The 21,201-nt window shown below is 64.8% G+C and carries 25 protein-coding genes and 3 pseudogenes; 19 read left to right on the top strand and 9 right to left on the bottom strand.

What is annotated here, in order from left to right:
• Positions 1 to 381: 381 nt before the first annotated feature.
• Positions 382 to 1,227, bottom strand: a complete 846-nt coding sequence (locus JX552_RS16705) for a class I SAM-dependent methyltransferase (protein WP_205873170.1) — start codon at positions 1,225 to 1,227, stop codon at positions 382 to 384.
• Between the two features lie 78 nt (positions 1,228 to 1,305).
• On the opposite strand from JX552_RS16705, the gene JX552_RS16700 reads away from it, so the two are divergent.
• Entirely contained in the window at positions 1,306 to 2,316 is a 1,011-nt protein-coding gene (locus JX552_RS16700; protein ID WP_205873169.1) for an NADP-dependent oxidoreductase, read from the top strand.
• Here the strand turns inward: JX552_RS16700 and JX552_RS16695 are convergent.
• A complete protein-coding gene (locus JX552_RS16695) occupies positions 2,313 to 2,924 on the bottom strand; it encodes a TetR/AcrR family transcriptional regulator (protein ID WP_205873168.1) in 612 nt (203 codons plus the stop codon). The genes JX552_RS16700 and JX552_RS16695 overlap by 4 nt on opposite strands.
• Before the next feature lie 85 nt (positions 2,925 to 3,009).
• Between JX552_RS16695 and JX552_RS16690 the strand changes: the two genes are divergently transcribed.
• Positions 3,010 to 3,915: a haloalkane dehalogenase gene (locus JX552_RS16690; RefSeq protein WP_205873167.1), complete on the top strand. Its 906-nt coding sequence runs from the start codon at positions 3,010 to 3,012 to the stop codon at positions 3,913 to 3,915.
• Positions 3,916 to 3,918: 3 nt separating this feature from the next.
• Here the strand turns inward: JX552_RS16690 and JX552_RS16685 are convergent, their stop codons facing one another.
• The gene (locus JX552_RS16685; protein WP_205873166.1) at positions 3,919 to 4,287 is read right to left on the bottom strand and encodes a hypothetical protein; all 369 of its coding nucleotides are present in this window, start codon (positions 4,285 to 4,287) and stop codon (positions 3,919 to 3,921) included.
• A 251-nt stretch (positions 4,288 to 4,538) separates the two neighbouring features.
• On the opposite strand from JX552_RS16685, the gene JX552_RS16680 reads away from it, so the two are divergent.
• From JX552_RS16680 to JX552_RS32425, 10 genes and pseudogenes are all read left to right on the top strand, one after another.
• On the top strand, positions 4,539 to 4,808 hold the full coding sequence (locus JX552_RS16680; protein ID WP_205873165.1) for an EF-Tu/IF-2/RF-3 family GTPase: 270 nt from the start codon (positions 4,539 to 4,541) through the stop codon (positions 4,806 to 4,808).
• A gap of 144 nt (positions 4,809 to 4,952) precedes the next feature.
• Positions 4,953 to 6,404 carry an amino acid permease gene (locus JX552_RS16675; protein ID WP_205873164.1) on the top strand — a complete coding sequence of 484 codons (1,452 nt, stop codon included), beginning with the start codon at positions 4,953 to 4,955 and terminating at the stop codon, positions 6,402 to 6,404.
• Positions 6,397 to 6,816: a nitroreductase family deazaflavin-dependent oxidoreductase gene (locus tag JX552_RS16670; RefSeq protein WP_205873163.1), complete on the top strand. Its 420-nt coding sequence runs from the start codon at positions 6,397 to 6,399 to the stop codon at positions 6,814 to 6,816. The genes JX552_RS16675 and JX552_RS16670 overlap by 8 nt, the downstream gene beginning before the upstream one ends.
• A 90-nt stretch (positions 6,817 to 6,906) precedes the next feature.
• Entirely contained in the window at positions 6,907 to 7,176 is a 270-nt protein-coding gene (locus JX552_RS16665; RefSeq protein ID WP_205873162.1) for a hypothetical protein, read from the top strand.
• A gap of 277 nt (positions 7,177 to 7,453) precedes the next feature.
• Positions 7,454 to 7,693 (top strand): annotated as a pseudogene (locus JX552_RS16660) (IS110 family transposase); the annotation flags it as partial.
• A gap of 57 nt (positions 7,694 to 7,750) precedes the next feature.
• Positions 7,751 to 8,992 (top strand): IS21 family transposase, encoded by a 1,242-nt coding sequence (gene istA / locus JX552_RS16655; protein ID WP_205873161.1) that lies wholly within the window; start codon positions 7,751 to 7,753, stop codon positions 8,990 to 8,992.
• A 2-nt stretch (positions 8,993 to 8,994) separates the two neighbouring features.
• Positions 8,995 to 9,777, top strand: a complete 783-nt coding sequence (istB, locus tag JX552_RS16650) for an IS21-like element helper ATPase IstB (RefSeq protein WP_205873160.1) — start codon at positions 8,995 to 8,997, stop codon at positions 9,775 to 9,777.
• A 63-nt stretch (positions 9,778 to 9,840) separates the two neighbouring features.
• A pseudogene (locus tag JX552_RS16645) lies at positions 9,841 to 10,114 on the top strand (IS110 family transposase); the annotation flags it as partial.
• Positions 10,106 to 10,373: pseudogene (locus JX552_RS34140) on the top strand (SDR family NAD(P)-dependent oxidoreductase); the annotation flags it as partial. The pseudogenes JX552_RS16645 and JX552_RS34140, both read left to right, overlap by 9 nt.
• Positions 10,374 to 10,415: 42 nt before the next feature.
• Positions 10,416 to 11,237, top strand: coding sequence for an alpha/beta fold hydrolase (locus JX552_RS32425; RefSeq protein WP_431195986.1), 822 nt, complete (start codon positions 10,416 to 10,418; stop codon positions 11,235 to 11,237).
• Here the strand turns inward: JX552_RS32425 and JX552_RS16635 are convergent.
• The gene (locus JX552_RS16635) at positions 11,232 to 12,143 is read right to left on the bottom strand and encodes an NAD-dependent epimerase/dehydratase family protein (protein ID WP_205873159.1); all 912 of its coding nucleotides are present in this window, start codon (positions 12,141 to 12,143) and stop codon (positions 11,232 to 11,234) included. The two genes, JX552_RS32425 and JX552_RS16635, sit on opposite strands and share 6 nt — an antisense overlap.
• A gap of 93 nt (positions 12,144 to 12,236) precedes the next feature.
• Here JX552_RS16635 and JX552_RS16630 point away from each other — a divergent pair, with 93 nt between their 5' ends.
• Positions 12,237 to 13,940 (top strand): sensor histidine kinase, encoded by a 1,704-nt coding sequence (locus tag JX552_RS16630; protein ID WP_205873158.1) that lies wholly within the window; start codon positions 12,237 to 12,239, stop codon positions 13,938 to 13,940.
• Positions 13,922 to 14,602: a response regulator gene (locus JX552_RS16625; RefSeq protein WP_205873157.1), complete on the top strand. Its 681-nt coding sequence runs from the start codon at positions 13,922 to 13,924 to the stop codon at positions 14,600 to 14,602. Before JX552_RS16630 ends, JX552_RS16625 begins: the two co-directional genes overlap by 19 nt.
• Before the next feature lie 63 nt (positions 14,603 to 14,665).
• Here JX552_RS16625 and JX552_RS16620 read toward each other — a convergent pair whose 3' ends face one another.
• A complete protein-coding gene (locus JX552_RS16620) occupies positions 14,666 to 16,063 on the bottom strand; it encodes a WS/DGAT/MGAT family O-acyltransferase (RefSeq protein ID WP_205873156.1) in 1,398 nt (465 codons plus the stop codon).
• A gap of 31 nt (positions 16,064 to 16,094) precedes the next feature.
• A complete protein-coding gene (locus JX552_RS16615) occupies positions 16,095 to 16,421 on the bottom strand; it encodes a PE family protein (protein ID WP_205873155.1) in 327 nt (108 codons plus the stop codon).
• Positions 16,422 to 16,762: 341 nt separating this feature from the next.
• Here JX552_RS16615 and JX552_RS16610 point away from each other — a divergent pair, with 341 nt between their 5' ends.
• From JX552_RS16610 to JX552_RS16595, 4 genes are read left to right on the top strand one after another with little or no spacing between them, the layout of a single operon-like run.
• Positions 16,763 to 17,398, top strand: a complete 636-nt coding sequence (locus JX552_RS16610) for a PE family protein (protein ID WP_277395990.1) — start codon at positions 16,763 to 16,765, stop codon at positions 17,396 to 17,398.
• 60 nt (positions 17,399 to 17,458) lie between these two features.
• Positions 17,459 to 17,716 (top strand): hypothetical protein, encoded by a 258-nt coding sequence (locus JX552_RS16605; protein ID WP_205873154.1) that lies wholly within the window; start codon positions 17,459 to 17,461, stop codon positions 17,714 to 17,716.
• Between the two features lie 33 nt (positions 17,717 to 17,749).
• Positions 17,750 to 18,154 carry an NYN domain-containing protein gene (locus JX552_RS16600; protein ID WP_205873153.1) on the top strand — a complete coding sequence of 135 codons (405 nt, stop codon included), beginning with the start codon at positions 17,750 to 17,752 and terminating at the stop codon, positions 18,152 to 18,154.
• Positions 18,144 to 19,094, top strand: a complete 951-nt coding sequence (locus JX552_RS16595; RefSeq protein WP_205873152.1) for an NAD(P)H-dependent flavin oxidoreductase — start codon at positions 18,144 to 18,146, stop codon at positions 19,092 to 19,094. The genes JX552_RS16600 and JX552_RS16595 overlap by 11 nt, the downstream gene beginning before the upstream one ends.
• Here JX552_RS16595 and JX552_RS16590 read toward each other — a convergent pair.
• Positions 19,075 to 19,392, bottom strand: a complete 318-nt coding sequence (locus JX552_RS16590) for a DUF4333 domain-containing protein (protein WP_205873151.1) — start codon at positions 19,390 to 19,392, stop codon at positions 19,075 to 19,077. The two genes, JX552_RS16595 and JX552_RS16590, sit on opposite strands and share 20 nt — an antisense overlap.
• A 302-nt stretch (positions 19,393 to 19,694) precedes the next feature.
• On the opposite strand from JX552_RS16590, the gene JX552_RS16585 reads away from it, so the two are divergent.
• Positions 19,695 to 19,952, top strand: coding sequence for a hypothetical protein (locus tag JX552_RS16585; protein ID WP_205873150.1), 258 nt, complete (start codon positions 19,695 to 19,697; stop codon positions 19,950 to 19,952).
• Between the two features lie 258 nt (positions 19,953 to 20,210).
• Here the strand turns inward: JX552_RS16585 and JX552_RS16580 are convergent, their stop codons facing one another.
• Together JX552_RS16580 and JX552_RS16575 are read right to left on the bottom strand one after the other, a co-directional pair.
• Positions 20,211 to 20,852, bottom strand: coding sequence for a CAP domain-containing protein (locus JX552_RS16580; protein WP_205873149.1), 642 nt, complete (start codon positions 20,850 to 20,852; stop codon positions 20,211 to 20,213).
• A 1-nt stretch (position 20,853) separates the two neighbouring features.
• Positions 20,854 to 21,198, bottom strand: coding sequence for a DUF732 domain-containing protein (locus tag JX552_RS16575; RefSeq protein ID WP_205873148.1), 345 nt, complete (start codon positions 21,196 to 21,198; stop codon positions 20,854 to 20,856).
• Positions 21,199 to 21,201 lie beyond the last annotated feature (3 nt).

Raw genomic sequence — 21,201 nt, 5'->3', positions numbered from 1 at the left:
AACGTTATGCAGGAGCGTCAGCGGTCGAGTACATCTCGAGGCTGCGACGACCAGCGGAAATCGAACCGCCCGCGGCGGCCGCCCGCTGCCTGCCGATATATGCGGGATGCCGGCGCATCGCCTCGTGGATTTGACGTTCTCGCCGGTGCGCCGCCATCCAGACCGGATGGGATTGGAGATAAATTACGTTAGCCTCTGATTGCTTCGCCACGATTGTCAACTCCTCTCCGACTTGCTGCGCAAAAGCTTCAACCGTGTGGTTTGCAGCTCTGTTCCTTCAGGATGCCCAGCAAAGCTGTGACCTAACCGTGTCCCAAGATGAGAATTTGCCGTGAATTCGAAACCGGACGATGACCTGCGTCACATACCGCCCGCACCGTGTCACCGGGCCAGGAGTGTGACTGCGCTCCAGGGTCTTCGGCCGGGACGGCGCGGATCGGGCTGCGGTAGCCAGGCGGTGGCACGCATCAACGTCGGCAAGCGATGAAAACGGCGCGCGGCGGAAAATAGCGATTCGGCGTTCACGACGCGCCAACCAAGGTTTTCGAAGTACGCCAAGCCGTTCTCGGGGGCGAATTTAAACGGTGCGTTCTGCAACAAGCCGGCCATCTTCCGATTCATCATCTGTTTGAGGCCCGGACCCGCGAAATCCAGCATCCACCAGGACACCTCATGCCGTTTGATCGCGCCGGAAAGCGCGACGACGTCATCCTCACCGAGGTACATCAGAAGTCCCTCGGTAAGCACCAGCGCCTTAGCGGCTCCGTCGAGAGCTTCGTCGAGGAAGGTGTCGCGCGCACTCGCGTCGGCGAGGTCGACGGCGGTCCGAGTCAGCCGGCATCGGGGTTCCTGGTCGGCGAGCAGTCGCGTCTTCTCTTCCAACAGTGCGGGCAGGTCGGCCTCCACCCAGGTGAGGTTGGTGGGCAACGGCAAGCGATAGGGACGGGTGTCCAGCCCCGCGGCAAGGTTCAGCACACGGTCGCAGCCGTCGGTGATTGCTCGCAGAATCGCCTCGTCGATGATTTTCGTGCGCGCGACCAGCCACCAGCCATTGCGTGTCGACCGCGGGACGTGGGCCACGATCGCCTGGCCTTGCTCGCCGGCGAGCCGCTCGGCGAGGGAGTCGTGGAACAGGGCATCCGGCCGCGCGGACTCGGTGGCACGGTGCAACGCCGTCCACCGCGCGGTGTCGGAAACATGAGTGATGACGTGTTCGTTGCCTGCCATACGAGCGTTATAGCACCGGCTACCGACAGCGCCGGTTCGGCCGTATCGGGCCGATCCGCGGTCGGGTACGGTTCGCACATGGCTGACCGAAACCGCCGCTTTCTCCTGCGTGAACGTCCGACCGGGCGCATCGGGCCCACGACCTTCGAGCTCAGCGAGGAGCCGGTCCCTGAGATCGGTGAAGGCGAGGCGCTCGTCCGTGTCGACTGGATTTCGCTGGACCCGACCAACCGCATGTGGATCACCGACGCGCCGACCTACCTCCCGCCCGTCGGAATCGGCGAGGTCATGCGGGCGGGCGGTATCGGCGAGGTGGTCGCGTCGAACAACTCGAACTATCCGGTGGGTCAGATCGTGCAGGGCCTGCTCGGCTGGCAGGAATATGTGGTGGCATCCGACCAGAACCCGTTGATGCCGGTCCAGGTCGCCGAGGGGGTGTCGCCCAGCGCGTACATGGGTGCGCTCGGCATGACGGGACTGACCGCCTGGATCGGCATCCGCGACATCGCCAAGCCCAAGCCGGGCGAGACCGTCGTGGTCTCGGCGGCGGCCGGCGCGGTTGGTTCAGTGGCCGGCCAGCTGGCCAAGGCCGACGGCGCGCGCGTCGTCGGGATCGCCGGCGGCCCGGATAAATGTGCGTTGCTGACCGAGCAACTCGGCTTCGACGCCGCCGTCGACCATAAGGCTGACGACTGGTACGCCCAATTGGTCGCGGCCACCCCCGACGGCATCGACGTCGACTTCGAGAATGTCGGCGGGCAGATCATGGACGCCATCTTCGCCCGGCTGAACATCAACGCGCGCGTCGCGTTGTGCGGCCTGATCTCCGGCTACAACGAGGCCGACCCACCGCCCGGCCCACGGGCGTTCGGCAACCTGCTCATTCAGCGCGCCACGGTACAGGGATTCATCGTGCTGGATCACTTCGGTCGTGCGCCGGAGGCGATCGGCGAGATCGCCGGGTTGATCGGCGCCGGCAAGCTCAAACCGCTGGAAACCGTAGTCGAAGGTTTCGAGCAGTTGCCGACGGCCATCAACATGCTGTTCGACGGCAAGAACGTCGGCAAGTTGATGGTGAAAATCGCCTAGCTGCGATCCCCTGCCGGACGGCTCAGGTAACCCCCTATGAAGTCGTGTAGCGCCGGTGCCAGATCGGAGACCGCCGAGCCGTGCAGCTTGGCGAGCAGGATTAACCCCTGGTAGTGCGCGAACAGGGCGTGGGCAAGTCGATCCGGATCGACGTCTGCGCGCAGCGTGCCGTCGGCCGCGGCGTCTCGGCAGATGGCTGCGAGATGATCCTCCAACGCCGCGAGTCGTGCGGCCAGGTGGCTGCGTACCGCCTCATCCGTGGTTGACAACTCGGCGGCCAGGTTGCCGAACGGACAGCCGACGAACCGGCCGAACTGGCTGTGCAAGCCCGACTGGATACCGGCGATCGCGTCCGGAATAGCCGAGAGTCGCGCAGCCGGGGTGGCCTCCGTGGTCGCGGTCAACCGCGCCTGAAACACCGCAAGATGCAGGTCCACAACCGCCTTGGCCAGGTCGGCTTTCGACGAGAAGTAGTGGTAGAAGCTGCCCTTGCGGACGTCGGCCGCCGCGCAGAGTTCCTCGACACCCACGTCGTGATAGCTCCGTTCGAGAAACAGGCGTGCGGCGGTCGACACGATGCGGCCGCGGGCATCCGAGGTGCGGGGCATGGTGTGAGCGTAAGTGATAGTTGACTGGTCGGTCAAAAATAATCTACCGTGAGATTCGGCTCGCCCACGAATGGAGACTCCGCCGATGAATTCGACCAACCCAGAGGTTTTTCGCACACCCGATTCTCGTTTCGCCGACCTGCCGGGGTACGGCTTTGCGCCGAACTATCTCGAGGTCGACGGGCTGCGGATGCACTACCTCGACGAGGGGCCGCGCGACGGTGTCCCCGTCGTGTGTTTCCACGGCGAACCCAGCTGGGCCTACCTCTACCGCAAGATGCTGCCACCACTGGTCGCGGCCGGGCATCGAGTGATCGTGCCCGACCTGGTCGGTTTCGGCCGCTCCGACAAGCCGACCGACCGACGGTGGTACACCTTCGACCGCCACAGCGAGTTGATCGCCAAGGTCCTGGGGGCTCTGGACCTGCACCATGCCACCGCGGTCGTCCAGGACTGGGGCGGCCCGATCGGTCTGCGATGGGCGACGGAGAACGCCGACCGGGTGGGGGCGCTGATGATCATGAACACCGGACTGTTCACCGGCCACGTGTCCAAGGGTTTCATGGCGTGGCGCAACTTTGCCGAGAAGAACCCCGATCTGCCAGTCGGTTTCGTCATCCAGGGCGCCACCACGACCCAACTGTCCGATGAGGTCGTCGCCGCGTATGACGCGCCGTTTCCCACCACCGAATCGAAGGCCGGGGCCGCTCAGTTTCCACTGCTCGTTCCGATCACCGAGGACGCGCCGGGCGCTGACCGGATGCAGGCAATCGGTGATGAACTCTCGCGCTGGAGTAAGCCTGCGGTCGTTGCCTTTTCGGACTCCGACCCGATTTTTCCCTATCCCAGGGCGGGGCAGTTGTTCTGCGATCTGATCCCGACGGCCGGCGAGCAGGTGCGCATCGAGGGCGCAGCGCACTTCCTGCAGGAGGACCGTGGTGAGCAATTGGCGGAGGTGCTGCTCTCCCGGCTGACGGTGCGCAACGGGTAGGTCTCAGAGCGGTGCGACGACCAGGACGTTGGCGAAGTCGTCTGGATCGACGCGCACCGGCACCTGCGCGTCAACCGTGATATGCGGGGCGGACGAGAGTTCCAGGGACACGCGGCGGGTGGCGCGGTAGGGGTCCTTGTCGGGCAGTCGAACGTCCAGCTCGACTTCGTGCCACCGGCCCAACGAGGTGGTCGCGACGTTTTCGCGGATGCCCACAATGGTGGCGACGCCCGCTATCCCGTCGCGCAGCAGCCGTTCCCGCTCCTTGTTGAGCGCGGTGAGTTCGGCCAGTGTGTCGGCGGCCTGCCGCTCGTCGGCCCGGCTGACCCGCTCGCCCGCGCTGGCCTTGCGTACTCGTTCGAACCAACTCACGGGGTCAGCGTACGGTTACCACGCTGAGGACGTCGACAGCCCCTGCTAGACCGCCGTTCGTCGAGCTGTATCCGGTGGGTGATTGACGACGAAATTGGTTGGGGACGAGTAGATTTCGGTGCTGATGAGGCAACCCGGCGCCCAGATCGCAACCGGTCCTGACCCGCCCAAGACCCGGTGGGTTACCCGATGAAGTGCGCAGCCGCAGGCCGATAGTGCGAATCGCCACGCTGATCGATTAGCGTGCCCTCATGTTCCGCATGACCGTTGAGGGTGTCTTCGCAATCAAAGGGCGTGGCACGGTGGCGACCGGCCGAGTCGAGTACGGGCAGCTGAGCGTTGGCGATCAAGTACGGATCAACGACGGTCCCCCGGTGCGAGTCGATGCGATCGAGGCCTTCCGCAAGAAGTTGGACACGGCTGCGACGGGCGACAACATCGGCATCTTGTTCCGCACGCTCGCAACGAGCGATCTGGCCGCGGGTGACGTGCTCACTTCGGGCGGGGTATACCTCGCTTAGCACCAATGTTGCGGTGTTGCAACAGCATTCCGCACAACTCGACAGGCGGCTGCTGGCCCATCCGCCCAGGGTCGACGGTTATCGCGCGAAAGTATGGGCAGTCCGGCGACGCTGCCCTTAATCTCATCACCATGGTGCCCCCCGATGTCGGCTGACGAGCAGGACGCAGCCGCAGTTCCCCACCTGCACCGCGACCTGTCCAATCGCCAGATCCAACTGATCGCAATCGGCGGCGCGATCGGTACCGGCCTGTTCATGGGCTCCGGACGCACGATCACACAGGCCGGGCCGGCGGTCGTCGTGGTCTACGCGGTTATCGGATTCTTCGTGTTTTTCGTGCTGCGCGCGATGGGCGAATTGCTGTTGTCGAACCTGAACTACAAGTCGTTCGTCGACTTCGCGGCCGACCTGTTGGGACCGGCGGCCGGCTTCTTCATCGGGTGGTCCTACTGGTTCGCCTGGGTTGTCACCGGTATCGCCGAAATAGTCGCGATCGTAGGCTATTCCAAGTATTGGTGGCCGAATCTACCCGACTGGATCCCGGCCTTGGTGACCGTCCTGCTGGTGTTGGCCGTCAACCTTTTCAGCGTGCGCAATTTCGGGGAGATCGAGTTCTGGTTCTCCTTGATCAAGATCGCGGCGATCTTGGGGCTGATCGTGGTTGGCATCGTCCTGGTCGCCACCGGCTTCGTCTCGCCGCACGGCGACCGCGCAGCGGTGGCGAATTTGTGGCAGGACGGCGGGTTCTTCGCGACCGGGTTCATGGGTATGGTCGGCGGCTTTCAAATCGCGTTCTTTGCTTTCGTGGGTGTAGAACTGGTCGGCACCGCGGCGGCGGAGACCGCTGATCCACATCGGACCCTCCCGCGGGCGATCAATGCCGTTCCGATGAGGGTGGCGATCTTCTACATCGCTGCGCTGCTGGCGATATTGGCCGTGGTGCCTTGGCGGCACTTCGCCAGCGGTGAGTCGCCCTTCGTCACCATGTTCGCTCTGGCCGGTCTGGGTGCCGCCGCGTCACTGGTGAACTTTGTGGTGATCACCTCCGCGGCCTCATCGGCGAACTCGGGGGTTTTCTCCACTGGCCGGATGCTATTCGGTCTGGCTGACGAGGGCAGCGCGCCGCCGATGTTCCGCCGACTCAACCGCGGTGGTGTGCCGGGGTCCGCTGTGTTGTTGACCGCTCCCCTGTTGCTGATGTCGGTTCCCCTGCTCTATGCGGGTGGTTCGGTGATCGGCGTCTTCACGGTCATCACAACGGTCGCATCGCTGCTGTTCATGTTCGTGTGGGCGATGATCGTGGTCAGTTACCTGGTCTACCGTCGGCGGCATCCCCGGCGGCACGCCGATTCGCACTACCAGATGCCGGGCGGCGTGGTGATGTGCTGGGCGATCCTGGCTTTCTTCGGATTCGTCATCTGGACGTTGTCGACCGATCGGGAAACCGCTGTGGCGCTGGCCTGGTTCCCGGCGTGGTTCCTGCTGCTGGCGGTCGGCTGGTTGCTGGTCCGACACCGCCCCGGCCACGCGGAGCAATATCGGATGTTCCAGGCTGAGATGAATCATCCGCAGATAGGAGTGCCCGAGCATGGTTGATCGTCCTGATGTTTCTGGAAACACCGCGATTATCCAGGAGTTCCGCGCGAACGGCGGAAAGGTCGGTGGTCCGTTCGAAGGGGCCACGCTGTTGTTGCTGCACACCACCGGCGCCAAGTCCGGCAAGCAGAGGATCAACCCGGTGATGACATTCGACATCGACGGCAAGCTGCTGATCGTCGGTTCGTACGCTGGCGCCGACGTGGACCCCGCATGGTTACACAACCTGCGCGCCAACCCGGTCGCTCACATCGAGATCGGCACCGACGCCTACGACGTGCGCGCTCGCGAACTGACGAACGACGAACGCGACGCCGTATACCCGCGGATTGTCGAGCGGGCGCCGGGGTTCGGCGGTTATCAGTCCAAGACCGACCGGGTGATCCCGGTCATTGAATTGCAGCGCTGCTGAAGTTCTTGGGATCGGTAGCGGAGCGGCATCTGTGTACTTCGTGTAACGACGACGCCACCAAGGCGGCGCGCCACGAAAGGAAGACCGCACATGAACATCGTCCCCGCCGGCATCCAGGCACAGATCAACCGTGTTGACCGCCAGTGGAGCCTGTGGATCGGAGTCAGCCTGGCGCTGGTAGCCGCCGGTTCCGTTTTTCGCTTGTTCTGGATGCTCTACATCTCGATGGCATTCGGCATGTTTGCCGGGGCGATGATCGTCAACATCGTCTTCTCGCTGGTCTTCGGCGCTGCGGCCGCCATCGGGGCGATCGGCTTCCTGAACCGCTACCGCAAGGACACCGAAGCCGAACGGCTCTGACGAGTCGATTGATGCGAATGGTCCCGAGTGATCGGGGCCATTCGGCGTTTCGCTGGGACGTTAGGCTCGCGTCAGTGTCAGGGTGGGGTTGCCGCATGTTGCGGTGGTTGGATCCTGATCACCTGGTGTCTGGCTCATAGGCTCGCTGCCGCCGTGGTTGGGGTTCATGCGTTTTGTCGGCATCAGGTGTGAAGGACCGGCCGGCGTGACTTGATGGGAGCGTGGCAACCGCCCCCACTGAGGTTTGTCCGCCGACCGGCCCAACCGTCACCTCACAGTGAAGGAGGCATCCACCATGGTTGTTGTTGGAGTTGGTGTACACAAGCGCACCCATACGTTTGTTGCGGTCAACGAGGTTGGGCGCAAGCTCGGCGGAAAGGTCGTCAAAGCAACGACGACGGGTCATGCCGAGGCGGTGATGTGGGCCCGCGAACGGTTCGGGGCCGAGGTGGTGTGGGCGATTGAGGATTGCCGGTACTTATCGGCCAGGTTGGAGCGCGACCTTGTTGGCGACGGTTGAAAGTCCGGCCACTCGCAACGGTTGAAAAGTAGGCCACCCAATCAGATTGGATGGGTGATCTCCTTGGAAGACTGGGCGTTGATCCGGCATCTTCATCGCAGCGAGGGTTTGTCGCAGCGGGCCATTGCACGCCAGCTCGGCATCGCGCGTGACACGGTGGCCGGGGCGCTGGCCGGCGATGGTCCACCGAAGTACGAGCGAGCTTCGGCGCCGTCGGCGATCAGCGAGGTGGAGCCGCGGATCCGGGCGTTGCTGTCGGCCTATCCGCAGATGCCGGCGACGGTGCTCGCCGAGCGGGTCGGGTGGACGGGTTCGATCTCCTGGTTCCGCGAGCGGGTCCGAGCGATCCGCCCGGAGCACCTGCTCGCCGATCCGGTTGACCGCCTCGACCATCCTCCGGGGCGAGCGGTTCAGTGCGACCTGTGGTTCCCGGCACCCAGGATCGCGGTCGGGTTCGGCCAGGAGGCGATGCTGCCGGTGCTGGTGATGGTCGCGGCGTTCTCCCGGTTCATCGCCGCAATGATGCTGCCCTCGCGTCAGACGATGGACCTGGTGGCCGGGATGTGGCAGCTACTCTCGGGCAGCTTCACCGCGGCACCCCATGAGTTGTGGTGGGACAACGAGGCCGGGATCGGACGCCGCGGTCGGTTGACCGATCCGGTCACCGCGTTGATGGGCACGCTCGGGTCGCGGCTGGTGCAACTCAAACCCTATGACCCCGAATCCAAGGGGATCGTGGAGCGAGCCAACCGCTATTTGGAGACCTCGTTCCTGCCGGGGCGCAGCTTCACTTCGCCAGCGGACTTCAACACTCAACTGGGCCAATGGCTTCCGACCGCCAACGCCCGTCGGGTGCGGGTCCTCGATGGTCGTCCGGTCGACTTCCTCGACGGCGATCGAGCCCAGATGCTGGCGTTGCCGCCCGTGGCGCCGGTCACCGAGGCGGTGACCTCGGTGCGGCTGGGGCGCGACTACTACGTGCGGGTGGCCGGCAACGACTACTCCGTGGACCCGCATGCGATCGGACAGCTCGTCGAGGTGAGGACCACCTTGAATCAGGTGGTGGTGACCCGAGCGGGGCGCCAGCTGGCGGCTCATGACCGCTGCTGGGCGGTACGACAAACGCTGACCGATCCCACCCACGTCGCGACTGCCGCAGCATTGCGTCGACAGTTCCAAACCGGCCCACCACCGGTGGTCGGTGATTACCTGGTCCGTGATCTGGCCGACTACGACCGCGCGTTCGGTGTCGACTTCACCACGGCAACAGTCACTTCCGACGGGGAGGTGGCGTGATCATGGCCGAGGATCCGATCAAATCCGTCCTGCATTACGCCCAGGCCCTTAAGGCGCCGCGCATCCGCGACGCCGCCGCCCGGCTCGCCGAGCAAGCCCGTGACGCCAACTGGACTCATGAGGAGTATCTGGCGGCGGTGCTTTCCCGGGAGGTCGCGGCCCGGGAAGCCTCCGGTGCGGCGACCCGCATCCGCTCGGCGGGGTTTCCGACGCGCAAGTCGTTGGAAGACTTCAACTTCGATCACCAACCGGCCTTGAACCGGGACATGGTCGCCCACCTAGGCACGGGTGCGTTCCTGGCCAGGTCCCGCAACGTGGTGCTGCTCGGCCCACCGGGAACCGGCAAGACTCACCTCGCCATCGGATTGGCCATCAAAGCCGCCCAGACCGGGCATCGCATCGCGTTCGCCACCGCGGTGGACTGGGTCGCTCGCCTCAAGGCCGCCCACACCGCGGGGCGACTGCCCGTCGAGTTGGCCAAGTTGCGCCGCATCGGCCTTCTCGTCGTCGACGAGGTCGGATACATCCCCTTCGAACAGGACGCCGCGAACTTGTTCTTCCAACTGGTCTCCAGCCGCTACGAACACGCCTCGCTGATTCTGACCTCGAACCTGCCCTTCGCCCGCTGGGGCGACGTGTTCGGAGATCAAGTCGTCGCCGCGGCGATGATCGACCGCATCGTCCACCACGCCGACGTCCTGACCCTCAAAGGCTCCAGCTACCGGCTCAAAGACACCGGAATCGACACCCTGCCCTCCGCCAGAGCCGACAACACGGCACAATAACCACCGACCACGTGGCCTACTTTTCACCGTCGTCTGTGGCCTAGTTTTCGACCGTCGTCAACAGACCTGATGGGCTTTGGCCAGAGGGTGGTGCGGGTACCGCCGAAGTTGATGGCTCAGACTCGGGCCAGTGCGCGCACCCAGGGCAAGTTGGACCCGATCGACGCGTTAGCAGTCGCGCGGGGGTGTTTGCGTGAACCTGACTTGCCGGTCGCCTCCCATGATGAGGTCTCGCGCGAGTTGAAGTTATTGGTGGATCGCCGGGAAGTCCTTGTGGCGCAACGCGCGGCGACGATCAACCGGCTGTTGTGGCGGGTGCACGAGCTACCTGACCGGAACCTTTCACTGCGCTCAGGTGGCACTTCCGGACATGGTCGCCGCACGCTGGGGCGGATAGTGATGATCTCCTCGTCGAGCGCGCAACGGGATCCCCGTACATGGCGCACTACGCAGCGGCCAAAGGCGGAGTTATCACCTTGACCAATTCGCTCGCCAACGAATACGCGGCGAAGGGAATCACCGTCAACAACGTGCCGCCGTCGAGCATTGACACGCCTATGTCACGGCAGTCGCAGGCCGAAGGCAAGCTAGGTTCGACCGCCTGTTCACTGCACAGCGCGTCGCGTAGCGTCGCCGCCATGGCTGATGACACCCAGTTCGTCGACGCGAACGGACTGCGCTTCGCGTACCTGGCAGAGGGTTCGGGGCCGCTGGTGCTGATGTTGCACGGGTTCCCGGACACCGCACATTCCTGGGACAATCTGCGACCCCGGATCGCGGCCAAGGGATACCGTGCGGTCAGCCCTTTCATGCGCGGATACCGTCCGAGCGAAATTCCGGACCGCGATCCCGATCAGGAGACCTTGGCGCGCGATTCCCTCGCCTTGATCGATGCGCTGGATGCGCGGGAGGCCATTGTCATCGGCCACGACTGGGGTGCCTCGGCCGCCTATGGTGCCGCCGCGCTCGGACCCGAGCGGGTGCGGAAGCTGTTCGTGATCGGCATCCCGCACCCTGCGGCGGTCAAGCCGTCGCTGAAGAAGATCTGGGGTGTTCGCCACTTCGCCGCCTATAAGCTCCCGGGCGCGCCTAACCGATTCGCGCGCAACGACTTTGCCGCACTGCCTGCCATCTATCGGCGGTGGTCGCCGACCTGGCGTCCCGATCCCGGCGAGTTCGCCGCCGTCCGGGCCAGTTTCGCTGATCCGGCGAGTTTGAAGGCGGCCTTCGGCTACTACCGGAAGCTCTCCCCTATCCCGTCGGCGTCCCTGAAGGCGAAGATCACGGTGCCCACCGTCGTATTCGCGGGATCGGACGACCCGATCGTCGAGCCGTCAGATTATCGATTCGCCGCGCGGATGTTCGAGAGTGAGTACACCGTCGAAGAACTACCCGGTGGGCACTTCATGCACCGGGAGCACCCCGAGGAATTCGCCGACCGGCTGCTACGCCATCTATGACTTGGCGCTGACCAATTCGGGGTGGAACTTCGCCGTCATCCGGCGCAAGCCGTCCTGCCAGTCGACGGTGCTGCCGGTCCCGATGAGTTCGCGAAGCCGGCTTACGTCGACGGGATTGCCGCGCAGGGCCTGGGGACTCTCGTCGAACACCGGCTCGCGGCCGGTCAGCGTCCCGAGGTAGGCGCACCATTGCTGAATGCTGACGACCTGATCACCGGCCCAGTTGACCGTCGTCGCCGGAACCGTCGCCACCGCAAGCAATTTGGGGATGGTGGCGATGATGTCGTCCTGGTGGATCGGGTTGTAAAGCGCAGGTTCGCCAGGCGGCACCGGGATCGGGATGCCGGCCAGCATCATCTCCATGTGGTAGTACATCCACCCCCCGTTGTCGCCGTAGGGAACGTTCAGGCGGGCGATCGTAGTAGGTACTCCCAGCACGCGCGACATCGAACGGGCGACAGCCTCCCCGGCAATCTTGGAGATCGAGTAGGTGGGGAACAGCGGTTTGTGGTTGTCTCCCAGCGCAGTGCGCTCGGTGCGCACATCGTCGTCGGGCGGGTCGTATACCGCCGCCGATGAGCAGTGCAGAAAGGCTTGCGCGCCGCGACAATGCGCCATCAAGAGGCCCACCGCGTCGGCGTTGGCCGCCAAGTCCTTCTCCCACCTACCGCTCTTGGCGACCGCAAGGTTGAGGACGTAGTCGAAATCGGACGGCAAGCCGTTGAAATCTCCGTCGGCCAGGTTGACCGTCGCGCAGCGCACGCCCGCTTGCTCGAGGCGGGTGCGCGCCGCGGCGTCGGTGAACCGGGCCGCGCCCCAGACTTCGTTGTCAGCTGCCAGGGCGACGGCAACCGGGGTGGCAACCTGTCCGGTCACCCCCGTGATCAGGATCTTCGAGTCGCGCATCCGCTGATGGTATCGGTGGGCAGGCGCCGCAGCGGCGGGTGCGCACGCCACGGTTTTGCGCATTGTGCTCACGCTGCATGGTAGAGTCCCCGCATGCCCATCCGGGGTCGCATCGACTTGCGGCTCGCCAGTCGGGTGCTGTTGCTGCAACTGGTCCTGGTCACTCTGACGTTGATAGTGGCTTTCGGGCTGTTCGCTGAGTTCAACCGCCATCGCCTGGACCTCCAATACGGCGAGCACGCAATGGATATCGCCCGTGTCGTGGCCTCGTCCCCTACCGTGCTCAACAACATCGGGCGCTACGAGAACATCCCGCTGACCCCGACCGTGACCGCGCCGTCAGCCCTGGTGAATGAACTGGCGACCGGGCCTCTGCAGTCGGTCGCGTCGCGCGTTGAGCAGCGCACCCACGTGTTGTTCGTAGTCATCACAAACACTCAGGGCCTCAGACTCGCCCATCCCCATCGCGACGAGTTGGGGCTGCGCGTCAGTACGGATCCCTCCAAGGCCCTTAGCGGCCAGGAAGAGGTGGTTCATCAGGCGGGCACGCTAGGACGTTCGATCGTCGCCAAGGTGCCGGTGGTGGAGCCCGGGACAAATCGGGTGCTGGGCATGGTCAGCGTCGGTATCTCCACAAAAGAGTTCGACGAACAGTTCTCCAAGAATCTGCGGGTGCTGGCCCCCCTGGGTGGGGCGGCGCTGTTGATCGGTGTGGTGGGTTCGGTGGCGCTCGCGCGGCGGTGGCGAGGGATGACGCTGGGTCTGCGCCCGGCTGAGATGGCAGAACTGGTGCGCACCCAGGCAGCAGTGCTGCACGGCATCGGTGAAGGGGTGCTGGCCGCAGACGAGACGGGCAGCATCACCTTCGTCAACGACGAAGCATGCCGGTTGTTGGAGATCGGCACCGACCTGGGCGGACGCATCGATGAGATTGGTTTGACGCCAAGGGTTCTGGATGTGTTCCACGCGGCCGATTCGGCGCCGACATTGGCCACCGTCGGCCAGCGCATCGTGGTGGTCTCGGCGCGCAAAGTGCAGCGCGACGGACGGCCGCTGGGCACCGTGTTGGTGGTGCGCGACCGCACCGACGTCGAGTCACTGACTCGGCAACTGGATGCCGTGCAGGTCATGAGCACAGCGCTGCGTGCCCAGCGCCACGAGTTCGCCAACCGGTTGCACCTGCTGAACGGGCTGTTGCACACCGGTCATGTCGAGGAGGGGTTGCAGTACCTGGAGGAGTTACTCGGATCCGGCCCGCTCGGATCGGCATTGCCAGGCATCGACGCCATCCGTGACACCCACCTGCAGGCGTTCCTGGGAGCCAAAGCCGCGGCCGCCCGGGAAGCCGGTGTGACGCTCAAGATCGGCGAGAACACGTGGGTGTCGGGCAGGCTGGAACTCCCCGTGGATGTCACCACCGTGGTCGGGAACCTGCTCGACAATGCGATCGACGCGGCCCGAACCGGTGAGAATTTAGCTAGAGAGGTTGAAATCGAACTTCTGCAGGAGGGTTCGACCTTGCATGTCACGGTCGCCGACAGCGGTGACGGCGTCGCGCCCGACTTCGTCGCGAAATTGTTCACCGAGGGCACGTCAACCAAACCTGACTCCGGGATTCCTGGTGGGCGCGGCATCGGACTTGCCTTGTCGCGCCAGATCAGCCGATCTCTGGGTGGTGAGCTCCGGTTGTCGAGTCCGGGGAGTCCGGCCGCACGGGAGGGGTTGATCGGTGCGGAGTTCATCGCCCGTCTGCCAGGGGTGATGACTGAGGAGGAGCAATGGGTGGAACAGAACTGACGGTTCTGGTGGTCGATGACGACTTCCGTGTCGCCAACATGCACGCCGGAATCGTTGACGCGATGCCGGGTTTCGCAGTATCTGCCACCGCCAACACCGTGGTGGCCGCACGTCAGGCCGCACCGGTCGACCTGGCACTCGTCGATGTCTATCTGCCCGACGGGTCCGGCATCGACTTCATCCGCGAATTGCGCGGTGACAGCATGGTTCTGACGGCGGCGACGGAAGCCGACACCATCCGCGCCGCAATGGCGGCAGGTGCGGTGAGCTATCTGGTCAAGCCCTTCGCCACCACCGAACTGGCCGCGCGGCTGGCGGGCTACGCGCGCTATCGCAAGATCCTGTCCGCTCCGAATCTCACTGCCGCTGACGTGGACTCGGCTCTGGATGCGCTGCGTCCCAAAGTGGTTCCGGCTCAGTCACCCACCACCGTGGCCTCGCCGACGAAGAAGCTGGTGCTGCAGGCTCTGCAAGCATCAGAGGTGCCGATGTCCGCGGCCGAGGTAGCTGCCGCCATCGGTATATCGCGGGCAACGGCGCAACGCTATCTGGCGTCGCTGGCCACCACCGGCGAGGTCAGCGTGGGGTTGCGCTACGGGACGACGGGCCGGCCGGAACAGGAGTTCGCCGCAGGCGATCCGGCGGCGCGACCGCGACGGTGAACCCTGTTTCCGGCCGAGCCCGGGCCACCGATGCGCTGTTGGGATGGGTGCGGGGCGAGCACGTCAAGCGGCCTCGTCGAGCGGTCCGGGGCGCGGCCAGCCGCAGGTGGGGGTGAGTGCGAACTCTCGCAGCGTGCCGAGCAGGTCCTGCCGCAGAACGCCATTCGAGTTGAACCGGTCTGGCTGATACGCAAGTACGGAGATGAACATGCGGCCGTACACGCGTCCGGAAGCCAGCGCCAACCGTCCGCCGGTGCTGTGCATCATCGATGTCGTCACACCGGGAAACAGCGACATCATCGCGAAACTGTCGGCCGGTGTGCCGTCGGCGCGGGTCACATCAGGGTCGATGGCGCCGAGGTTGGATGCGACGACGGTGCTGGGCGTACCCGCGGCCACCCCGACCAACCGCTTGACCAGTCGTTTGGGCAGGAACGGCACCAGCGGCATCAGGGCCCACCGCTCGTTGGGAATCTCGTTGTGGCGGAGCAGTGCTTCCTTGATCGTCGCGCGGATGTCGCGGAGATCGGTCGTCGTCGGCACCCGAGGGACGGTGATGTCGGCGTTGGTCACCGCGTTGGCGCGGGTGTCCCCCGGGGTGCGCTCGTTGACGGGCATCGCCAACACCAGGGAGCCATCGGCGGCGACTCGTCCCGCACGCTGGGCCAGCCGGGCCGCCACGGCGGCGAACAGCGCGTTGCTGGTGCCGCCGAGCGCGTGCGCGCGGGCATCCCACTCGTCACCGTCGAGAAAAACCGTCGTCATCGGCATCGCGATTGGTTCGTCGCGCACGACGAATCGGCCGGGTGATGGCGACGCGGAACCGCGTTCCCGCCAGGCCATCCGGGCGACTGCACCGACAGCGCGACCGGACGCCGGGAGGTCGCGCACCGTTTGGCGAAGGTCGGCCCGCAGCACCCGCGTGCGCCGACGCGAACGGGCTTCGGGCCAGCGGACGGCGTCGTCGCGGCCGGCAGCGGCGTCGGCCAACGCTTCGCACAACCCCAGCCCGTCAGCCAGGCAATGGGACAGCACCAGGCTCACTCCGGCGCCGCCTTCTGCGAACGGAAGTACCGCAAGGCGCCACGGCGGCCCGTGCTCGGCGTCCAGTCGCAGGTGGGCCTGCTCGACGAGCCAGGCGTCGAACTCCGCGCGCGGGCGGGCCTCCGCCACGATCTCGATGTCGGCGAAGCGTTGCGGACTGACCCAACGATGGCGGCCGAAAGGCAGAGGTGAGGGCTCAATGCTGCGCCGTAGCCGTCCCTGCTGTAGGTGGTGATGAAACATCCGGAGGCCGTCGACGTCGATCGTGTGGTGGTAATCCCAGGCGCACTGCAGCAAGCCGGTGGCTCCGGTGGCTCGTTCACCCAGGAACATGGCCTGGTCGGCCAGATCGATCACGTTGTCGGCAGCTCCAGGAATTGGCGATCGCTTTATTCTGGCGAGGCGGAATGCGCCCATTGTGTACTCCTTTTCGAGGGGTGATCGCGGACTATTCTGCGGCCCACGGATTTGACATCGGAAGCGCGCTGACAATGACGGCCTGCGCGGCTGACTGGTCGGCATCCGTGTAGGTCTGCGCGATCTGTGTCAGGGCCGCACCGGTCCGTATCAGCTCTTGCTGAGCGGCCCTGTGCAGCTCCAAAATCGAGCCGGCGTCTTGCTGAAAAGAAGCCGCTGCCAGCATCGATACTTCGTCGGAACCAGCGGGTGCCAGGCCGGTGATCGATTGCTGCGCGTGGTCTCCGGCCTGCAGGCTGCTGATGCCGATCTGGACGACCTGCGCGCCGATGTCACCGACGACCGGATCAAATGTCATGGGTTGCATTGGCTAACTCCTCTTCTGTGCAGTGCCGAATTCCCCCGCGCCGCGAAAATCGGCAGGAACTGCTTGCCGCGTTGCAAATTGCGTCATTGGTTGAGACCGAACCTAGGACGAGAGGGTGGACATGTCGCGGTTGTGGGCGATAGTCGGAGTAAGCGACGATTTCGCAGTTTTGCGCATTGTGCTCATCGCCGGTTCGGCCGCGGCAGAAAGTGCTTCGGGACCCTCGTCAGGGACCTTAGAATTGAGATGTTGTCCAGCGCGGTGGGACCGGCGAGGTCGCCGCGGTAGGCGCGCACAAACACAGGAGCAGCACGCAAATGGCAATGGATTCCATGTCGCATGATCCGGCCGCAGGTGACATCGGTTCGCAGCTGGTCGACATCGGTAGCCAGGGTCTCAGCGCCGCATCGACGGCGGCCATGTCGGTGTTGACTGGACTGATACCTGCCGGCGGTGAAGAGGTGTCGATGCAGGCGGTGATGGCTTTCGCGCAGGAGGCAGCGACCATGCTGGCGTCGAACACCGCAGCTCAGGAAGAGCTGATGAGGGCCGGCACCGCGTTGACCGACATCGCCCGGATGTACGGCGAATCCGACGACTCGGCGGCCGGCGCGGTGATGTTTAGCGCCGCCACGATGTCCCGGTTCGGCTCGGCCGGCGGGTCGAGCATGAGCGGTGGCGGCCTGGGTGTCGCCGCACTGCAGGGCCAACTCGGCGCAGCGGCGGGCAATCCGGTGCTGGCCGGGTTCACTTCCGAGGCGGCGTCGTCGTCAATGGCTTCCACGGCCGCCAGCGCGGGCTCGTCGGCGATGAGCGGTGCGGCACCGCTGGGCAGCGGCATGAGCGGTGCCGGAGCTTCGGGTGGGGCTTCCAAAGCGAGCCTGGCGTCGGCCACCGCGCCGGCTGACGACCAAGACGAACGTCAGCACGACGGCGAGGACGAGCAGGCCCGCGAGCGGCTGCTCTGACTTCGGCGATGTCGAGGCATCTACGCTAACGCGTGACACTCGACGTGAAGGAGCGCTGTTGTGACCGACGAGCCCGAGATGGCCACTGTCCTGCGGCAGATGAAAGTCCCCGAGAGAATGCGAGGCAGTCAGGCGCTGCGGGACTTTCTGCTCATCTATGTCGACGATGAGGAGTCGATTGCGGCCAACCCGGAACGACTCAAGCAGTTGAACGGATTGATGATCCTGTCGCAGCTCGAGATCATCAATGCCCTGGGTGCACTGGAAGACAGCGCCCAGAATTACAGCCGGAGAGCCCGCAGGCGGCGGTGGTTCTGAGGCTTCGTCGATCCGGGAGTCGTACCGTGAGGTGTGCGATGGATTGTCGACGGAATGAACGTGATCGGGAGTCGTCCCGACGGCTGGTGGAAAGACCGCCAGCGCGCGATGGTGGTGCTGACACAACGGCTTGACCAGTGGGCGCAAACCCAGCCCGACGCCGTGACGGTGGTGTTCGAGCGCCCGCCGTCAACGCCGATCCGCTCGACGCTGATCGAGGTGGCCTTCGCGCCGCGAGCCGCGGCGAACTCGGCCGATGACGAGATTGTCCGGCTTGTGCAGGCCGACCACCGACCCGAGCAGATCCGGGTCGTGACATCAGACAGGGCGCTGACCGAGCGTGTTCGGCACCTGGGGGCCACGGTGATCCGGGCTGAGGGGTTCCGCGACCTGATCGACCCGCGCGACGCCAAAACCGGAGAGCACCATGCCGATTGACCAGACGAACCGGCTCTGTGCCCTGGCCGACATCGACATTCCGATCATCCAGGCGCCGATGACCTATATCGCCGGCGCGCAACTGGCCGCGGCGGTGTCCAATGCCGGGGCGCTGGGCATCATCGAAACCACGTCGGAGCAAGGACGTGCCGATGTGCAGCGGGTTCATGAACTGACCGACCGGCCCGTCGGGGCTAACATCGCGCTGCTGTTCAATCGCGACCCCGCCGTCGTCAACCTGTTGGTTGACAACAATATTCGCTTCGTGACCACTTCAGCAGGTGACCCCTCGCTATTCACCGCCCGACTGCACGATGCTGGAATCTGCGTCTTCCATGTGGTCGGGACTTTGGCGGCGGCGAGGAAGGCGGTCGACGCCGGCGTGGACGGCTTGGTGGTCGAAGGTGTGGAGGGAGGCGGATTCAAGAGCCGCTTCGGAGCGTCGACGATGGTTCTGCTGCCATTGGTAGCGGCCCACGTGGACGTACCGATCGTGGCGGCGGGTGGCATCTGCGATGCCCGATCGATGGCCGCCGCATTGGTGCTCGGGGCCGACGGTGTGCAGATGGGCACCCGCCTGCTGGCCTCCGCCGACTCGCCGGTACACGGCAACCTCAAGCAGGCAGTCGTTGGCGCAGACGAGACGTCCACGGTGCTACTCCCCCTGGATGGCAGGCGAATGATGCGCGTGATCCGCACCTCTGCCGCGGAAAAGCTGGACGGCACCGCGTCTTTCGAGCAGGGCGCTGCGGCGCTGCAACGAGTGCAGCGGCTCTACTTCGACGGCGACATGGACGCCAGTGTTGCCAATGCCGGACAGGTGGCCGGACGGATCGACGACCTTCCACCCGCCGCCGACATCATCGCGCGCATGTGGAGCGGATGTCGGCAGGTGCTGGCCGCCACCGTTGATCGGCTGCCTAGCTCGGCCGGGAGTTGACGTCGAACAAGACGGTCTCGCCGTCGACCTTGGTGACTCGCATGTGTGCCGTGTAGGGCGTGCCCTCCGGCCCGGTGAAGTGACAGTCGAACTGCTGGCCCACTTTGGCTTCGACTCCTGACGGGCAATTTACCTCCGTCGGACGGAAGCCCGTCTGCTTGGAGACGACGTCGATGACCGATTGCGCGGCGCCCTCGGGTTTCACCGTCGGTTTGCCGCATGCCGATAATGACAGCGCCGACAGCCCGGCGAGTGCCGCTGCGGCGAGCCGGGTACCGGTCGAATGGGCGAAGATCATCTCGCTGCTCCTCAAGCTGACGGTTGGGCCTGTTCGACGAAACCTGGCCCTGAACGTAGTGGAGTAACGGCCTGCTCTCGGCGCTTTGCAGGGATGCGCCGTTATCTTCCCTCCGGTTCTCAAATCCGAAGGGATGCAATCCTAACGCAGTGGGTCTATCGGTTTGGTCGCGAAGTAGTGGTGTGTCTGCGCGGCCCAGCGGACGAACTGGGAGACGGGTACCACCTGCCCCCAGGAGGTGCGGGCCTGGCCTGCACCGCCTTCGAGGTCATTGAGGGTGGTGGTGACGATGATGCGCCGTTGTGGGTGCGGAGGTCGTTGGTGGCGAACACGGTGTGGAGGGCGGTGATCGTGGCGTCGCGGCTGCGTTGGGGTTGGCTGCGGGTGTCGGTGTCCCGTCGGGGGCAGCCGGCTCCGGGGGCGGTTCGGCGCAGAGTTCTCCTTGGTTGGCGCGCACCAACTCGGTGAGGGGACAGCGCCTCGATGGTCAACGCGCACAACCTGTCTTGGACGTCATCGGCCGCGTCGAAGACCTCCACGATCTCCTCGCGCGTGCCTGACGCCATACCAAAAAAATCTTGCGAGAGACCACCGACAAGTTCGGATCGTCACGAAACAGCGAATCCGTTGACATCACATGCGATATCAACTTCCAGAGCCGAGCGCCACCCGGCTCACGTTACGGAGGTGACTCTTGGGACGGCCCTGCGGCCGTGCTGTTCGCTGCTGTCTGCATCTGGACGAAGTCCCTTGAAATCTCGGGTGATATCAGGCTCCGGAGCCTTCATGCACCCGGCTCACGTGACGCATGTGCGATTTCACTCCGGCGGGATTCCGGGTGGCGGGTTCACCCCGCGCAGTATCCACGGGAACCAGTCGACGGCGTATTCGATCTCGTCGGTGGCGTCGTAATCCGGGCGGGGATCGAGAGGAACATTCTCTTGCAGTGCCACTACCGACGGCGGCTTGAGCGGTGTCGCGGCCGGGACAGCGGGTTGTCCGTAGACCGCTACCACGACGGTCCGGTCGGGGCTGTTCTCTGACCACACGCCGATCTGACTGTTGGCGCAATTGGACATGATCGCGAAATACGCTGGCTCGTAATACCATTGATTGATCAACTCGACACCGCTGATCGCCATGGCGGGATTGATTGCCACCGTTTCCGCGACCTTACCGCGATAGCCGGCAGCGGCGGCCCGGTCCTGGGGTCCGGACCCGTCGGAGCCGATGTCGCCGTTGAGGTTTCGGTTGTTCAAGACGTCGAGTGAGTGCCGCTGAGCGGCCAGCTGCAGTTGCGGACTGATCTTCACATCGTTGGTGCAGCCTGCCTGATGTTGAACGGTGAACACATTGGCGACCACGCTGTCATTGAGGCGCTTGTTGTCCGCGTGGGCCAACGGCACCCCCGACACGGCACCCAACGATATCGCGGAGATCGTGAGCAGCATTCGCCTCATGTCAGCCTCCAATTCGGTAGTCGGCTGCGGAGTGACGTAACTGCCAGATCAGAGCCGGACACAACTCGTTCACGGCCTGGTTCAGCAGATACGACGCCTGGTATTCGTCGGTGGTGCTGAAGTCGGACTTGACGTCGCCGATCAGCGAGGCATAGCTGCGTCCCCCAGATATCTTGTCGCACAATCCATTGCCATACTGGAGCGCATCGTCGGCGGTGGCGAAGTCGTAGCCGGGACGCATGGTTACGTTGACCAGATAGGCCACCGCGTCCGCATGGGCTCGCGGCGCCGTGCCAGCGACGAGTAACGAGCCCAGGAACAACACCACCGAACCAAAACGGCGCATCGC

Source organism: Mycobacterium gordonae (assembly GCF_017086405.1).
Lineage (GTDB): Bacteria > Actinomycetota > Actinomycetes > Mycobacteriales > Mycobacteriaceae > Mycobacterium > Mycobacterium gordonae_D.
The sequence above is the reverse complement of the archived record's forward strand: the minus strand, read 5'-3'. Positions and strand labels throughout refer to the sequence as shown.

Bases quoted from the DNA above. Each gene is read 5' to 3' on its own strand.
- JX552_RS16705 (WP_205873170.1), bottom strand. From the start codon at position 1,227: ATGGCAGGCAACGAACACGTCATCACTCATGTTTCCGACACCGCGCGG.
- JX552_RS16700 (WP_205873169.1), top strand. From the start codon at position 1,306: ATGGCTGACCGAAACCGCCGCTTTCTCCTGCGTGAACGTCCGACCGGG.
- JX552_RS16695 (WP_205873168.1), bottom strand. From the start codon at position 2,924: ATGCCCCGCACCTCGGATGCCCGCGGCCGCATCGTGTCGACCGCCGCA.
- JX552_RS16690 (WP_205873167.1), top strand. From the start codon at position 3,010: ATGAATTCGACCAACCCAGAGGTTTTTCGCACACCCGATTCTCGTTTC.
- JX552_RS16680 (WP_205873165.1), top strand. From the start codon at position 4,539: ATGTTCCGCATGACCGTTGAGGGTGTCTTCGCAATCAAAGGGCGTGGC.
- JX552_RS16675 (WP_205873164.1), top strand. From the start codon at position 4,953: ATGTCGGCTGACGAGCAGGACGCAGCCGCAGTTCCCCACCTGCACCGC.
- JX552_RS16670 (WP_205873163.1), top strand. From the start codon at position 6,397: ATGGTTGATCGTCCTGATGTTTCTGGAAACACCGCGATTATCCAGGAG.
- JX552_RS16665 (WP_205873162.1), top strand. From the start codon at position 6,907: ATGAACATCGTCCCCGCCGGCATCCAGGCACAGATCAACCGTGTTGAC.
- istB (WP_205873160.1), top strand. From the start codon at position 8,995: ATGGCCGAGGATCCGATCAAATCCGTCCTGCATTACGCCCAGGCCCTT.
- JX552_RS32425 (WP_431195986.1), top strand. From the start codon at position 10,416: ATGGCTGATGACACCCAGTTCGTCGACGCGAACGGACTGCGCTTCGCG.
- JX552_RS16635 (WP_205873159.1), bottom strand. From the start codon at position 12,143: ATGCGCGACTCGAAGATCCTGATCACGGGGGTGACCGGACAGGTTGCC.
- JX552_RS16630 (WP_205873158.1), top strand. From the start codon at position 12,237: ATGCCCATCCGGGGTCGCATCGACTTGCGGCTCGCCAGTCGGGTGCTG.
- JX552_RS16625 (WP_205873157.1), top strand. From the start codon at position 13,922: ATGGGTGGAACAGAACTGACGGTTCTGGTGGTCGATGACGACTTCCGT.
- JX552_RS16620 (WP_205873156.1), bottom strand. From the start codon at position 16,063: ATGGGCGCATTCCGCCTCGCCAGAATAAAGCGATCGCCAATTCCTGGA.
- JX552_RS16615 (WP_205873155.1), bottom strand. From the start codon at position 16,421: ATGACATTTGATCCGGTCGTCGGTGACATCGGCGCGCAGGTCGTCCAG.
- JX552_RS16610 (WP_277395990.1), top strand. From the start codon at position 16,763: ATGTCGCATGATCCGGCCGCAGGTGACATCGGTTCGCAGCTGGTCGAC.
- JX552_RS16595 (WP_205873152.1), top strand. From the start codon at position 18,144: ATGCCGATTGACCAGACGAACCGGCTCTGTGCCCTGGCCGACATCGAC.
- JX552_RS16590 (WP_205873151.1), bottom strand. From the start codon at position 19,392: ATGATCTTCGCCCATTCGACCGGTACCCGGCTCGCCGCAGCGGCACTC.
- JX552_RS16580 (WP_205873149.1), bottom strand. From the start codon at position 20,852: ATGAGGCGAATGCTGCTCACGATCTCCGCGATATCGTTGGGTGCCGTG.
- JX552_RS16575 (WP_205873148.1), bottom strand. From the start codon at position 21,198: ATGCGCCGTTTTGGTTCGGTGGTGTTGTTCCTGGGCTCGTTACTCGTC.